Raw genomic sequence first — 12191 nt, 5'->3', positions numbered from 1 at the left:
CGTCATGACCATCAATGCTGTGAGCAAGAGTGCCGTGAAACTGTTCGTCCCTTCCCTGCTCGCGCTGGCCCTCAGCGCGTGCATGGTCGGCCCCGACTACCAGAAGCCGGACACCGCGCCGGCCCGGCTGGACAGCAACGCCCAGGCGCAGAACTACGACCGCACCCGCTTCGAAGACGCCTGGTGGAAGCAGTTCGACGACCCGGTACTGACCCAGCTGGTCGACCAGGCCCTCAAGGAAAACCGCGAGCTGCGCGTGGCCTATGCCCGCGTGCTGGCTTCGCGGGCGATCCGCGATGACGTTGCCAATGACCGTTTCCCCACGGTCACCAGCCGCGCCGAAGGCCAGGTCGGCAAGGGCCAGGTGCCCGGCCAGACCGAGGACCGGGTCAACCAGGAGCGCTACGACCTGGGCCTGGACATGATCTGGGAAGTCGACCTGTTCGGCCGCGTGCGTCGCCAGCTAGAATCCAGCGACGCGCAGAGCGAAGCCATAGTCGCCGACCTGCAGCAGCTGCAGGTCAGCCTGATCGCCGAGCTGGCCGATGCCTATGGGCAGCTGCGCGGTGCGCAATTGCGCGAAAGCATCGCCAAGAGCAACCTGGACAACCAGCGCGAGTCCCGTGACCTGACCATCCAGCTGCGCGACGCCGGCGTCGGCAGCGAGCTGGACGTGCAGCGCGCCGAAGCACGCCTGGCCGCCACCGAAGCCAGTGTGCCGCAACTGCAGGCCGAGGAAGTGCGCCAGCGCAACCGCATCGCCACCCTCCTCGGTCAGCGCCCGAATGCGCTGAGCGTGGACCTGTCGCCGAAGAAACTGCCGGCCATCGCCAAGGCCCTGCCCATCGGCGATCCGGGCGAGCTGCTGCGTCGCCGGCCGGACGTCGCCTCCGCCGAACGGCGCCTCGCAGCCGCCACCGCGGACGTGGGCGTGGCCACCGCCGACCTGTTCCCGAAAGTCAGCCTCGGCGGCTTCCTTGGCTACACCGCCGGCCGTGGTTCGCAGATCGGCTCGTCCGCCGCCAGCGCCTGGGGCGTGGCCCCGAGCATCACCTGGGCGGCCTTCGACCTGGGCAGCGTGCGGGCCCGCCTGCGAGCCTCCAAGGCCGACGCCGACGGCGCCCTGGCGACCTACGAGCAGCAGGTCCTGCTGGCGCTGGAAGAGTCGTCGAACGCCTTCAGCGACTACGGCAAGCGCCAGCAGCGCCTGGTGTCGCTGGTGCGCCAGTCCGAAGCCAGCCGCAATGCCGCGCAACAGGCCGGCCTGCAATACCGCGAGGGCACCGTGGACTTCCTCAACCTGCTGGACGCCGAACGCGAACAGCTGGCCGCCGAGGACGCCCAGGCCCTGGCGGAAGTCGATGTGTACCGCGGCATCGTGGCGATCTACAAGGCCCTTGGCGGCGGCTGGCAGCCGACGCCGGCGGCCTGATCGATCCTCACCGGTCGGGAATCTCCCGACCTTCCAGCCCTGCGGTCTGACGCTCCGGACCGCGGGGCTTTTTTATGCCCGCAGCCGGGCAGTTCCCGCACAACCCGTCACTTTCTGCCCCACGAAGGCAAGCGCGAAAGGACACCGTTTCGAGAATCTGTCAGAAACCTGGATATCGATCAGTATTTTCCGATAGCAAACGAAAATAAGCTGAAGCTGGTTCGAATTCAGAATTCACTGACATCGGGAATCAGGGAAACCGCTCAGTGCCCAACAATGAGGTCGAGAGAAGTCCATCACCCTCCGGCGACAACGAGCTGTGCCGGCTCCTCCTGCGCGTCAGGCGCGGCGAGGTCATCCACCCTCGTTTGAAGCGGCTGCTGGTCCACCTCGGATTCGCCGAACTGCGCGGCCTGCAGCTTGCCCTCACGGGCAAGGGCCGGCTCCTGCTGGAGACCTGAGCTTGGGCTGAGCGCCGTGGGCCGCTATGATCCGGACCGGCTTGCCAGGGATCAAAGGAGTTCGGTCCTGCTCTGGCCTAGACTCTCTATATCGGATCTTTCAGACAAGGACACGCCGTGGACGCCACTGCCCATTTCATCCCGCTGGACCCCACGTCTCTCTTCATCACCCTCGGCATCATCGTCTTCGGCATGTTCATGCTGGGCATCGGCTTCACCATCCGCCAACGCCCGGTGGGCGTGTTCCTGATGTGGGTCGGCACGCTGAGCATGCTGTCGATCATCGCCTACCGCATCTACATCGCTACCTCCGTGTAACGACGCAGGCAAAAAAATGGCGCCCTCGGGCGCCATTTTCGTTTCATCCAGTCTCAGCGCTGCATCGCTCGCGCATAGCCCCTGGGCGAGAAGCGCAGGGTCACGCCCAGCATCAGCACCACCGACACCGCCAGCAGGACCCAGGAAGCCTGGAAGCTGCCCGTGCTGTCGCGCAGCCAGCCGGTAACGTAGGGCACGATGCCGGTGACGATGAAGCCAATCCCCTGCACGAAGGCCGCCAGGCGCCCGGCCGCGCCGGCGTCGGCGAGGTGGTCCAGGGTCAGGGTCAGGCTCAGGGCGAAGCAGGCGCCCAGGCCGTAGCCGATCATCGCCACCCAGATGCCCGGCAGGTGCAGCGGCGCGCAGATCAACCCGACGAAGCCGGCGAGCTGGATCAGCAGGCACAGGCACAGCCAGCCACGGCGGTCCAGCGAACGGCGGATCAGCAACGGGATGGTCAGCGCGGCGATCACCTGGAAGATGGTCATCAGGCCGATCAGCTGGCCGCTGGCCTGGGCCGTCCAGCCAAGCTGGCGGTAATACACCGGCAACCAGGCCACCATGCTGGTATAGCCGCCGTTGATCAGGCCGAAGTACAAGGCCAGCAGCCAGGCGCGACGGCTGCCGAAATAGTGCTGCACCTTCTGCCTGGGCGGCACGGCTACCGGCGTCTCGCGCGGGCGGGCGACGGACCACAGCAGCAGGCCGACGACAGCCAGCAGCAGCCAGGCGCCAAGGCCGTCCTGCCAGCGGTGGAAGTGCTCCGATACCACCGGCGCCAGCACGGCCGCGCTACCACCACCGGCCATCAGCGATGCCGAGTACAGGCCCATGGCGGACGGTACCTTGTGCGGGAACCAGCGCTTGATCACGCCCGGCACGAACGCCTGAATCACCGCCACACCGCAACCCGCCAGCACCGCGCTGGCGATCAGTGCGAAGCCGCTGTCCAGCAGCAACCGCCAGAAGCATGCCGCGCCGATGGCCAGCAGGCCGAGCACCATGCCGCGGCTCTCGCCCAGGCGCGGCCCGACCCACGGAAGGCCCAGGGCGAACAGGCCCATGCACAGCACCGGCAGCACCGTCAGCATCGACAGGCCCTGGAAGCCCAGGCCGGTGGCATCGTGGATATCGGCCAGCAACGGGCCGATGGAGGTGAGGATCGGCCGCAGGTTGATGCCCAGCGCGACTATCACCAGCAGGCCGATCCAGCCGGCGTGGCTGCTCTGCCCCGCTGCTTCACCCTGGGCCGGTAGCGTCATGCCGCGGCTCATGAGCGCTGCTCCTGCCAATGGTTGTAGAGACCCTCTTCACCGCTCGGACGCAGCGCACGCAGCGGAACCGACTGCCACTGCGGCGGCTGGGTCATCTGCTGGTACACGGCGGCAGTCGACAGCCCGAACGGCTCGCCATCGTCGTTGGAATAGGCGAAGTACGCGCCTTCCACGCCGCACAGGTGCATGGCCGCCAGGCACATCGGGCATGGATGGCCGCTGGCGTAGATCACGCAGCCGTCCAGCCGCGACATGCCCAGCACCGCCGAGGCACGGCGGATCGCCAGCAGCTCGGCGTGGGCGGTGGGGTCGAAATCCAGGTGGATGGAATTGGCGGCGCGGGCGATCACCCGCCCGTCCTTGACCAGCACGGCGCCGAACGGGCGACCACCGGCCTCGATGTTATCGCGGGCCAGTTGCAGGGCCTCGCGCATGAAGACTTCGTGTGACATGGCAGTTTCCAGCGAATCGGTTCGATCAATGCGCGCCGGCGACTTCCAGCATCCTGGCGATGGTGGTCTGGTTGCGCTGGCGGGCGTGTTGCAGCGGCGTGACGCCGTCGTTGTCGGCCAGGTTCAGGTTCGCCCCGGCTTCTATGAGTTGTTTCACGATGGCCTGGTGACGCGGGCCGCCGTCGCTGAGCAGGATGGCTTCGAGCAGCCCGGTCCAGCCCAGCTTGTTGATGTGATCGGGGTCGACGCCAGCCTTGAGCAGCGTCGCTACCACCTCCACATGGCCGCGCTCGCAGGCAGGGATCAGTGCCGTGCCGCCATAGCGGTTGGTGCTGCGCAGGTCGGCGCCGTGGGCCAGGGTCAACCGGAGAATCTCCAGGCGCCCCGCCGCACCGGCCAGCAGGTAGGCGCTGTCATGGATGCGGTTCTGCCGGTTGACGTCGGCGCCAGCGGCAATCAGCAGCCGCGCGACTTCCACACGGTTGCCGGCGGTGGCCAGCAGCAGCGGCGTGTTGCCCTGCCCGTCACTCACATCCACCGGTACGCCGCGTTTGAGCAGGGCCGCCACCTCGGCTTCGCGACCGTCGCTGGCAGCGCCCAACAGCGCGTCTGCGGCGGCACGGCTGTGCACTTCTTCGGTCTGAACAGTCGGCATATCCATGGGCGCTCCCCCGTGATGGCTGTCGTGCCTCTAATCACTGCAGCCAGTATGACGAAGGGATGTTCTATGCTGAAATTAAATAGAAACATGACTTTCAGTGGGAATCGCAATGCTTGACCCCAACCTGCTGCGCAGCTTCGTGATGGTGGTGGACGCCGGCAACTTCACCCGCGCCGCCGAGTTGCTGCACCTCACCCAGTCCACCGTCAGCCAGCAGATCCTGCGGCTGGAGCAGAGCCTGGACTGCCGTCTGCTGGACCGCAGCCAGCGCCAGGTGCTGCCCACCGAACAGGGCGAGCAGCTGCTGGGCTACGCGCGGCGCATCCTCGAACTCGGCTCGGAGGCGCGCGAGGCGCTGAGCAGCGAGCACAGCGAGGGCGTGCTGCGTCTGGGGATGCCGGAGGACTTCGCCGGCGAACGGATGATGCCGCTGCTGGCAGCCTTCAGCGCGGAACGCCCGAGGCTGCGCCTGGAAGTCTCCAGCGGCCTCAGCCAGGAACTGCTGCGCCAGTACCGCAGCGGCGAGCTGGACCTGGCGCTGGTCAAGCAATGGGGCGCGGACAGCGACTGCCTCGCCCACTGGCCCGAACCCCTGGCCTGGCAGGACAGCGCCGCCACCCCCGCCGCCGCCCGTGACCCGCTGCCGCTGGTGGTCTTCCCGCTGGGGGCGTTGTATCGCCAGGAAATGATCCACGCCCTGGAAGCCAGCGGGCGGCGCTGGCGCATCAGCTACAGCAGCGCCAGCCTGGCGAGCCTTTCAGCGGCGGTGGCGGCGGGCATGGGCGTCAGCCTGCTGCCCCTGCGCGGCCGTCACGAAGGGCACCGCGTGCTGACCGCCGAGGAAGGTTTCGCGCCCATCGAGGGGCTGGAACTGGCGCTTTATGCACGCCCGGAGCTGGGCAGCGCCGGACGCAGCCTGTGCGAGCAACTGCGCGAACTGTGCGCGCAGCTGGCGGCGATTGCGCCGGAAAGCTGAAGGGCTCAGGCCGGCGCGCTGAGACGCTCGAGAAACTGCTCGGCCGGCACCGGCTTGCCGAGCAGGAAGCCCTGCAGCGAGTCGCAGCCCAGGCGAGTGAGGAAGTTCTGCTGGCCGGAGGTTTCCACCCCCTCGGCGACGATGCGCAGGTCCAGCGCCTGGCCCAGGGCGACGATGGCCGAGACGATGGCGGCGTCGTCGCTGTCCTGCTCCAGGTCGCGGACAAAGCCACGGTCGATCTTCAACTCGTTGGCCGGCAGGCGCTTGAGGTACAGCAGACTGGAGTAGCCGGTGCCGAAGTCGTCGATGGACAGGTCGACGCCCATGTCCGACAGCCTGCCGAGGATTTCCAGGCTGGAATCGGCGTCGCGCATGGCGGTGGTCTCGGTGATCTCCAGGGTCAGGCAGCGCGCCGGCAGCTGGTGGCGCTGCAGCGCGTCGGCCACCGACTGCACCAGGGCCGCATGGCAGAACTGCAGCGCCGACAGGTTCACCGCCACACGCCAGCTTTCATGGCCCTGCAGGTACCACTCGCGCATCTGCCGGCAGGCTTCGTCCAGTACCCAGTCGCCGATGGGGATGATCAGCCCGGTGCGCTCGGCCAGGGCAATGAAGGTGTCGGGCATCAACAGGCCACGCTGCGGATGCTGCCAGCGCAGCAGCGCCTCGGCGCCGATGGGCTCACCGCTGGCGGCGAACTTGGGCTGGTAATGCAGGATGAACTCGCGGCGCTCCAGAGCCGCGCGCAGGTCATGCAGCAGCTGCAGGTGGTTGCGCGCGTTGGTGTTCATCGACTGCTCGAAAAAACTGTAGCCGTTCTTGCCGTTGCCCTTGGCGTGGTACATCGCTGCGTCGGCGTTGCGCAGCAGTTCATGCTGGCTGGCGCCGTCGCCGGGATAGACCACGATGCCGATGCTGGCGGCGATGCGCAGCTCCTGGCCAGCGACCTGGAACGGCTGGGCCAGCAGGCTGATCTGCTGCCCGGCGACGGTCACCGCGTCCTCGGCCTCGGCCAGTTCGGCGAGCACCACGAACTCGTCGCCGCCGATGCGCGCCACGGTGTCTTCACTGCGCAGGCTGTCGCGCAGGCGCTGGGCGACAGCCTTGAGCAGCAGGTCGCCGACATGGTGGCCGAAGGCATCGTTGACCGGCTTGAAGCCGTCGAGGTCGAGGAACATCAGCGCGAAGTGCCCGCCAGCGCGTTGCACCTTGCCGATCATCTGTTCGATGCGGTCCTCCAGCAGGATGCGGTTGGGCAGGCGCGTGAGGTTGTCGTGCAGGGCGAGCTGGGTCAGTTCCTGGTTGGCCTGGGCCAGCGACGAGGTGAGCTGCGCCGTGCGCGACTCCAGGCGTGCGTCCAGCACCGAGGTGAGCAGCGCGATGCCGATCACCGCCAGGGTGACGATGATGATCAGCAGGGCCAGCCAGTCACTGTTCAACCCGCTGGGGGAGGCGCCGCAGAAGCTGCCCTCGGGGAAGCGCGCGGCCGCCATGCCTGTGTAGTGCATGCCGACTATGGCCACGCCCATCACCAAGGCCGCGCCAGCGCGGGCCAGGCGCACGTAGGGCGTGTTCTGCCGCAGCCTGAAGGCAATCCACAGTGCCGCGCCGGAAGCCGCCACGGCGATCGCCAGGGACAGGCCGAACAGCGTCGGGTCGTAGTCGATACCCGGCTGCATCAGCATCGCGTGCATGCCCAGGTAGTGCATGCAGCTGATCCCGGCGCCCATGGCCAGCGCACCGCAGATCAGCTGCCAGAGCGGCAGGCGGTCCTGGCTGACCAGCGCCAGGGCGAAGCCCGAGCTGAGCACGGCAATGGCCAGCGACAGCAGCGTCAGGGTGAGGTCGTAGCCCAGCGGAATAGGCAGGCTGAAGGCGAGCATGCCGATGAAGTGCATCGACCACACGCCGATGCCCATGGCCACCCCGCCGCCGCCGATCCACAGCAGCACCGGCCAGCCACGGGTGGTCGCGATGCGCCCGGCCAGGTCCAGGGCCGTGTAGGACGCCAGCATGGCGACACACAGCGAAATCAGGACAAGGGAGGGATCGTAACTACCGGCAAGCATGGGAAATCTCGGTGCCCGTGGGGCGGGCGCAAAAGTGCGGAATTCTAGCGAAGACCGGTAAAGAGGAACCAGCGCTTCCGGTGGAATTTCTATCGGCGTGCCCGCAGCTGCCTTGAGCCCGTTCGGCGGCTCGCCAGAATGATCCATCGCAGGCTCTGGCCGGCGCAACCGACTACCCTTGCAGAGTCCCCCACAACCGGAGCCGCTTCCCTTGGCGAAGCAACCCTCGATCCTCACCCTGCCGTTCCGCCGCCTGGCCAACCCCTACACCCGCTACCGTTACGCCGCCTGGATTCACTGCGTGCGCGTCGGCCTCGCACTGCTCGCCTCGATGCTGCTGACCAGCGTGCTGAAATTGCCCCACGGTCTCTGGGCCTCGGTGACGGTGCTGGTGGTGATGGGCGGGCTGGTGCACCAGGGGACGATTCGCGGCAAGTCCTACGAGCGGGTGATGGGCACCCTGGTCGGCGCGGCGCTGGGGCTGTGCGTGATCGCGATCTACGACCAGACCCGTTCGCTCACCCTCACCTACCTGGCCATGTCGGTGCTGGGCGCGGCCTCGGCCTTCTATGCGATCCGCCGGCCCGGCTACGTCGCGCTGCTGGCGGGGATTACGATGTGCATCGTCGCCGGCCCCGGCGAGACGGGATTCACCGAAGGGCTATGGCGCTCGGCCAACGTACTGATCGGCGTCGCCGTGGCCCTGCTGTTCTCGCAGATCTACCCGTTGCGGGCGGTCTATGTCTGGCGCTATCTGCTCTCGGACAACCTGCGCGCCTGCGCGCGGATGTACGGGCAGCTGTCTTCCAACCACGACTTCACGCCCGAGCATTTCGCCCGCCAGCTGGAGGAGCTGGACCACCGTCTGGTGGCATCGCGTGCGCACCTGGGGCCGGTGTCGCGGGAGACCGGCATGCCGCTGCGCGAGCTGGAGATTCTCCAGCGCATCCACCGCGCGATCATGGGGACCCTGGAATCGCTGATCGCCTCCAGGCAGTTCGCCGCCCAGGCCGGGGAGATAGAACCGGTGCCGGCCAGCCTCGACTCGCACCGGCAGATCATCGGCCGTCTGCTGCTGCAATCGGCCCATGCCCTCAAGTTCAGTCGCACCAGCAAGCTGGTGCAGGCCTGCCAGGGTCTGGACAACCTGCCGGTGCGGCCGCACAACCTGACCGACTCCTTCGAGAAGCAGGGTTTCTACTGGCTCACCCTGCGTCTCTATGAACAGGTGGAGATGCTTTCGGAAAAGCTCGCCGCCACCTCCGGGCACTGGAACATCCAGAGCCGCGACCGGGCCTGAGCCCGGCCGCGCCGTTTTTACCAAGAGTCGATCAGGAATCGATCAGGCCCCGAAGCCGCCGTCGATGGTCAGGCTGGCACCGGTGATGTAGCCCGCTTCCGGACCGGCCAGGTAGGCGACGAAGGCGGCGATTTCTTCCGCGCGGCCATAACGACCCACCGCCATCAGGTCCATCAGGGAGGCAGCGAAGTCGCTGTCGGCGGGGTTCATGTCGGTATCCACCGGGCCGGGCTGCACGTTGTTCACGGTGATGCCGCGCGGGCCGAGGTCACGGGCCAGGCCCTTGGTCAGGCCGACGATGGCCGACTTGCTCATGGCGTAGACCGCGCCGCCGCCGAAGGGCATGCGATCGGCGTTGGTGCTGCCGATGGTGATGATGCGACCGCCCTGCCCCATGTGCCGCGCGGCGGCCTGGGTGGCGACGAAGACGCTGCGCACGTTCACCGCCAGGGTGCGGTCGAGGTCTTCCAGGCTGAATTCTTCCACCGGGGCGATGGCCAGTACGCCGGCGTTGTTCACCAGGATGTCGATGCCGCCCAGGCGCTGGGCTGCGGTGTCGATGGCCTGTTGCACGGAAGCTGCATCGCCGCTGTCGGCTTTCAGGGCCAGGGCGCGGCCGCCGGCGGCTTCGATGCTGGCGGCGAGGTCTTCGGCCTTCTGCGCCGAGCTGACGTAGGTGAAGGCCACGGCAGCGCCTTCGCGGGCCAGGCGCTGCACGATGGCGGCGCCGATGCCGCGGGAGCCGCCCTGTACGAAAGCGACTTTGCCGGTGAGGGATTGGGTGGTTTGCGTGGTGGTCATTTCGTGTCTCCAGGAATCCAGTGGGGGAGTAAGTTCGACGGGGCCAGTTTCCCTCGCGGACTCGTTACTCGGTAGCCAGCAATCGCTATATTCAGTCGATACCAAACGTCCGGAATACCACCCATGGAAAGCCTGATCAGTATCGAATGCTTCGTCCGCAGCGCGGAGGCCGGCAGCTTCGCCGCAGCCGCGCGCCGCCTGGGGCTGACCCCGGCGGCGGTGAGCAAGAACGTGGCGCGACTGGAGAACAACCTGGGCGTGCGGCTGTTCCAGCGTAGTACCCGCAGCCTGGCCCTGACCGAATCCGGCGAACGATTTCTCGACGAAGCCGGCGGTGGCCTGGCCAGCCTGCAGAGCGCCATCGCCAATCTGGCCAGCGCCGACGGCCAGCCCAGCGGCATGCTGAAGGTGAGCATGGGGCTGGTGTTCGGCCGCGACTACATATTGCCGCTGCTGGGCGACTTCCTCGGGCGCTACCCGGCGATCCGCCCGGACTGGCACTTCGACAACCGCCAGGTTGACCTCATCGCCGAAGGCTTCGACGCGGCCATCGGCGGCGGCTTCGAGCTTCCGCCCGGCGTCGTGGCGCGCAAGCTGAGCCCGGCGCACCTGGTGCTGCTGGCCTCGCCGGCCTACCTCGACGGCCGCCCGGCAATCCGCTATCCGTCGGACCTGCCCAGCCACGACGGCATCCGCATCCGTTCACCACAGACCGGCCGCGTGAGGCCCTGGCCGCTGACCAACCGCCAGCAGGCTCAGGCGCCGATCGCGCTGAAGGAGCGCATGACCTTCAGCGACCCGGAAGCCGCCTGCGTCGCCGCCCTGATGGGACTGGGCGTGACCCTGGTAAGCATGCAGCACGCCGCGCCCTACCTCGACAGCGGCCGCCTGGTGCGCGTGTTGCCGGAGTGGTACGTGGACGCCGGCAACACTGCGCTCTACTACGCCGCGCAGAAGCTGCTGCCGGCCAAGACGCGGGTATTCGTCGACTGCGTCATCGAGCACTTCCGCAGCCAGGGCCTGGAGCAGCGCTTCAGTGCGCTGTGAAGCGCTACGACCTCAACCTTTGTTGCGGAAATTGAAATGAATCTTGCCAGTCGCCAGCGGGTCGATACTTAGCAAGCTACGCAGACCAGAAGCTTGCGCATCAAGAATCGAGGAGAACCTGGATGAAAAAATATGCCCTGCTCCTGGCCATGGTGTTTTCCGTACCGGCCTTCGCTGACAGCGCGCTGTGCGACGGCAACCTGCAGCAGATCAACGACTTCCTCAAGACCGCCAGCAAGAACGCCACCGGCGTGAAGGTCAATACGGTTCACGAGTACGTCGCCAAGGCCGAGGCGGCGAAGAAGGCCGGCAACTACGAGGAGTGCGTCAACCAGTCGAGCCAGGCGCTGCGCGTGATCAAGAAGCCCGCCAACCGTTGATCCGCACTGGAAACGAAAAAGCCCCGCCTAGGCGGGGCTTTTTCATGGGCGCCGGCCGGCGAAGGACTCAGCCGCAGGAGACCTGCTTCACCACCTGGTTGTCATCGACATCGATGTTCAGGCGCTGCGAGTTGTACTCCATGGTCACCGGCTGGTGCGGGGTGAGCACACGGGCAACGCTGGCGCCGGCATCGCGGCGGGCTTCCTCGGTCAGGGTCGGGTTGACGACCTTGCCGATGATCGATTGCACCGCCTTGGCGTTGCAGGTGCCGGTCATGGCCGACGAATCATCCGCGGCCGGCTGGGCGGCATCGGACGAGGAATCCTTGGAACTGCAGCCGGCGAGCGCGGCGACAGCGAGAAGCGACAAGAGAGTCACTCGGTTGAAGGGCATGGAAGGTCTCCCTGGTTCTTCATGGAAAAAAACGCGAAAGGCGCCACCTTACCAGCCCGAAGGCTGCGGCAGCGCGATGGATGTATTGCAGGCTGATACATGCAATGCCCGACGCAGAGCCGTACGGCGCCATTTACACAACCTTTACACCGGCGGCGTTACGATTCTTTCGAGGCCGATGTCTCATAGATACCTGGTTCCTCGCCGGGTTCCTCAGGAGGTGCATCATGCTTCACCGTCTCCCCCAGATCGCCCTGCTCTGCGCCGGCCTTGCCCTCGCCGACCAGGCCGCGGCCAACAGCAACACCGATGCCGCGGCAATCGGCGCGGTGGTCGGCGCCGTTGTCGGGGGTGCCGTGGTCGCCGGCTCGCAACCCGCGCCGGCGCCCTATTACGCTCCACCGCCCCCAGTCGCCTATTACCCGCCGCCACCGGTGTACTACCAGCCGGCGCCGGTCTATCAGCCCGTGTATCAACCGGTGTACCAGCCGGTCTATCGCCCGGTCGTGGTGGTGCCCGGCCCGCGTTATTACGGCCCACCCCGCTACTATGGTCCGCCGCGCTATTACGGCCCCGGCTACTACGGCCCGCCGGGGCACTACCGCCACTGGTAAGCACTGCTACAG

At 67.1% G+C, this 12191-nt stretch carries 14 protein-coding genes; 8 read left to right on the top strand and 6 right to left on the bottom strand.

Annotated elements, in window-relative coordinates; genetic code table 11:
* The first annotated feature begins 4 nt into the window (after window positions 1–4).
* The 3 genes from IB256_RS06685 to IB256_RS06675 all read left to right on the top strand — a co-directional run bounded on the left by IB256_RS06685 (window position 5) and on the right by IB256_RS06675 (window position 2211).
* Window positions 5–1432 carry an efflux transporter outer membrane subunit gene (locus IB256_RS06685; RefSeq protein WP_192401777.1) on the top strand — a complete coding sequence of 476 codons (1428 nt, stop codon included), beginning with the start codon at window positions 5–7 and terminating at the stop codon, window positions 1430–1432.
* Between the two features lie 266 nt (window positions 1433–1698).
* Entirely contained in the window at window positions 1699–1893 is a 195-nt protein-coding gene (locus IB256_RS06680; protein WP_192295217.1) for a hypothetical protein, read from the top strand.
* 117 nt (window positions 1894–2010) lie between these two features.
* Window positions 2011–2211 (top strand): hypothetical protein, encoded by a 201-nt coding sequence (locus IB256_RS06675; RefSeq protein WP_045207810.1) that lies wholly within the window; start codon window positions 2011–2013, stop codon window positions 2209–2211.
* A gap of 53 nt (window positions 2212–2264) precedes the next feature.
* Here IB256_RS06675 and IB256_RS06670 read toward each other — a convergent pair whose 3' ends face one another.
* From IB256_RS06670 to IB256_RS06660, 3 genes are read right to left on the bottom strand one after another with little or no spacing between them, the layout of a single operon-like run.
* Window positions 2265–3485 (bottom strand): CynX/NimT family MFS transporter, encoded by a 1221-nt coding sequence (locus IB256_RS06670; RefSeq protein WP_192401775.1) that lies wholly within the window; start codon window positions 3483–3485, stop codon window positions 2265–2267.
* Window positions 3482–3937, bottom strand: a complete 456-nt coding sequence (locus tag IB256_RS06665; RefSeq protein WP_138216536.1) for a nucleoside deaminase — start codon at window positions 3935–3937, stop codon at window positions 3482–3484. The genes IB256_RS06670 and IB256_RS06665 overlap by 4 nt, the downstream gene beginning before the upstream one ends.
* 25 nt (window positions 3938–3962) lie before the next feature.
* Window positions 3963–4598 (bottom strand): ankyrin repeat domain-containing protein, encoded by a 636-nt coding sequence (locus IB256_RS06660; protein WP_192295214.1) that lies wholly within the window; start codon window positions 4596–4598, stop codon window positions 3963–3965.
* Window positions 4599–4707: 109 nt separating this feature from the next.
* Between IB256_RS06660 and IB256_RS06655 the strand changes: the two genes are divergently transcribed.
* A complete protein-coding gene (locus tag IB256_RS06655; protein ID WP_192295213.1) occupies window positions 4708–5574 on the top strand; it encodes a LysR substrate-binding domain-containing protein in 867 nt (288 codons plus the stop codon).
* Between the two features lie 5 nt (window positions 5575–5579).
* Here IB256_RS06655 and IB256_RS06650 read toward each other — a convergent pair whose 3' ends face one another.
* The gene (locus IB256_RS06650; RefSeq protein ID WP_192401773.1) at window positions 5580–7643 is read right to left on the bottom strand and encodes a putative bifunctional diguanylate cyclase/phosphodiesterase; all 2064 of its coding nucleotides are present in this window, start codon (window positions 7641–7643) and stop codon (window positions 5580–5582) included.
* A 211-nt stretch (window positions 7644–7854) separates the two neighbouring features.
* Here IB256_RS06650 and IB256_RS06645 point away from each other — a divergent pair, with 211 nt between their 5' ends.
* The gene (locus tag IB256_RS06645) at window positions 7855–8943 is read left to right on the top strand and encodes an FUSC family protein (RefSeq protein ID WP_192401771.1); all 1089 of its coding nucleotides are present in this window, start codon (window positions 7855–7857) and stop codon (window positions 8941–8943) included.
* A gap of 42 nt (window positions 8944–8985) precedes the next feature.
* Here IB256_RS06645 and IB256_RS06640 read toward each other — a convergent pair whose 3' ends face one another.
* The gene (locus IB256_RS06640; RefSeq protein ID WP_192295210.1) at window positions 8986–9744 is read right to left on the bottom strand and encodes a 3-oxoacyl-ACP reductase family protein; all 759 of its coding nucleotides are present in this window, start codon (window positions 9742–9744) and stop codon (window positions 8986–8988) included.
* Window positions 9745–9867: 123 nt separating this feature from the next.
* Between IB256_RS06640 and IB256_RS06635 the strand changes: the two genes are divergently transcribed.
* Together IB256_RS06635 and IB256_RS06630 are read left to right on the top strand one after the other, a co-directional pair.
* The gene (locus IB256_RS06635; protein WP_192401769.1) at window positions 9868–10791 is read left to right on the top strand and encodes a LysR family transcriptional regulator; all 924 of its coding nucleotides are present in this window, start codon (window positions 9868–9870) and stop codon (window positions 10789–10791) included.
* 122 nt (window positions 10792–10913) lie between these two features.
* Window positions 10914–11171 carry a hypothetical protein gene (locus IB256_RS06630; RefSeq protein ID WP_192295208.1) on the top strand — a complete coding sequence of 86 codons (258 nt, stop codon included), beginning with the start codon at window positions 10914–10916 and terminating at the stop codon, window positions 11169–11171.
* A 67-nt stretch (window positions 11172–11238) separates the two neighbouring features.
* On the opposite strand, the gene IB256_RS06625 is transcribed toward IB256_RS06630, so the two are convergent.
* On the bottom strand, window positions 11239–11565 hold the full coding sequence (locus IB256_RS06625; RefSeq protein WP_192295207.1) for an I78 family peptidase inhibitor: 327 nt from the start codon (window positions 11563–11565) through the stop codon (window positions 11239–11241).
* 227 nt (window positions 11566–11792) lie between these two features.
* On the opposite strand from IB256_RS06625, the gene IB256_RS06620 reads away from it, so the two are divergent.
* Window positions 11793–12179: a hypothetical protein gene (locus IB256_RS06620; RefSeq protein WP_192401767.1), complete on the top strand. Its 387-nt coding sequence runs from the start codon at window positions 11793–11795 to the stop codon at window positions 12177–12179.
* Window positions 12180–12191: the final 12 nt, after the last annotated feature.

Origin of the sequence: Pseudomonas sp. PDM17, from assembly GCF_014851985.1 — a bacterium.
Lineage (GTDB): Bacteria > Pseudomonadota > Gammaproteobacteria > Pseudomonadales > Pseudomonadaceae > Pseudomonas.
This window is presented reverse-complemented; position numbering and strand designations above follow the sequence as displayed.

What these genes read in the sequence shown, in the direction of transcription:
- IB256_RS06655 (WP_192295213.1), top strand. Translation starts at nt 4,708, where the DNA reads ATGCTTGACCCCAACCTGCTGCGCAGCTTCGTGATGGTGGTGGACGCC.
- IB256_RS06625 (WP_192295207.1), bottom strand. Translation starts at nt 11,565, where the DNA reads ATGCCCTTCAACCGAGTGACTCTCTTGTCGCTTCTCGCTGTCGCCGCG.
- IB256_RS06630 (WP_192295208.1), top strand. Translation starts at nt 10,914, where the DNA reads ATGAAAAAATATGCCCTGCTCCTGGCCATGGTGTTTTCCGTACCGGCC.
- IB256_RS06620 (WP_192401767.1), top strand. Translation starts at nt 11,793, where the DNA reads ATGCTTCACCGTCTCCCCCAGATCGCCCTGCTCTGCGCCGGCCTTGCC.
- IB256_RS06650 (WP_192401773.1), bottom strand. Translation starts at nt 7,643, where the DNA reads ATGCTTGCCGGTAGTTACGATCCCTCCCTTGTCCTGATTTCGCTGTGT.
- IB256_RS06640 (WP_192295210.1), bottom strand. Translation starts at nt 9,744, where the DNA reads ATGACCACCACGCAAACCACCCAATCCCTCACCGGCAAAGTCGCTTTC.
- IB256_RS06670 (WP_192401775.1), bottom strand. Translation starts at nt 3,485, where the DNA reads ATGAGCCGCGGCATGACGCTACCGGCCCAGGGTGAAGCAGCGGGGCAG.
- IB256_RS06665 (WP_138216536.1), bottom strand. Translation starts at nt 3,937, where the DNA reads ATGTCACACGAAGTCTTCATGCGCGAGGCCCTGCAACTGGCCCGCGAT.
- IB256_RS06635 (WP_192401769.1), top strand. Translation starts at nt 9,868, where the DNA reads ATGGAAAGCCTGATCAGTATCGAATGCTTCGTCCGCAGCGCGGAGGCC.
- IB256_RS06660 (WP_192295214.1), bottom strand. Translation starts at nt 4,598, where the DNA reads ATGGATATGCCGACTGTTCAGACCGAAGAAGTGCACAGCCGTGCCGCC.
- IB256_RS06685 (WP_192401777.1), top strand. Translation starts at nt 5, where the DNA reads ATGACCATCAATGCTGTGAGCAAGAGTGCCGTGAAACTGTTCGTCCCT.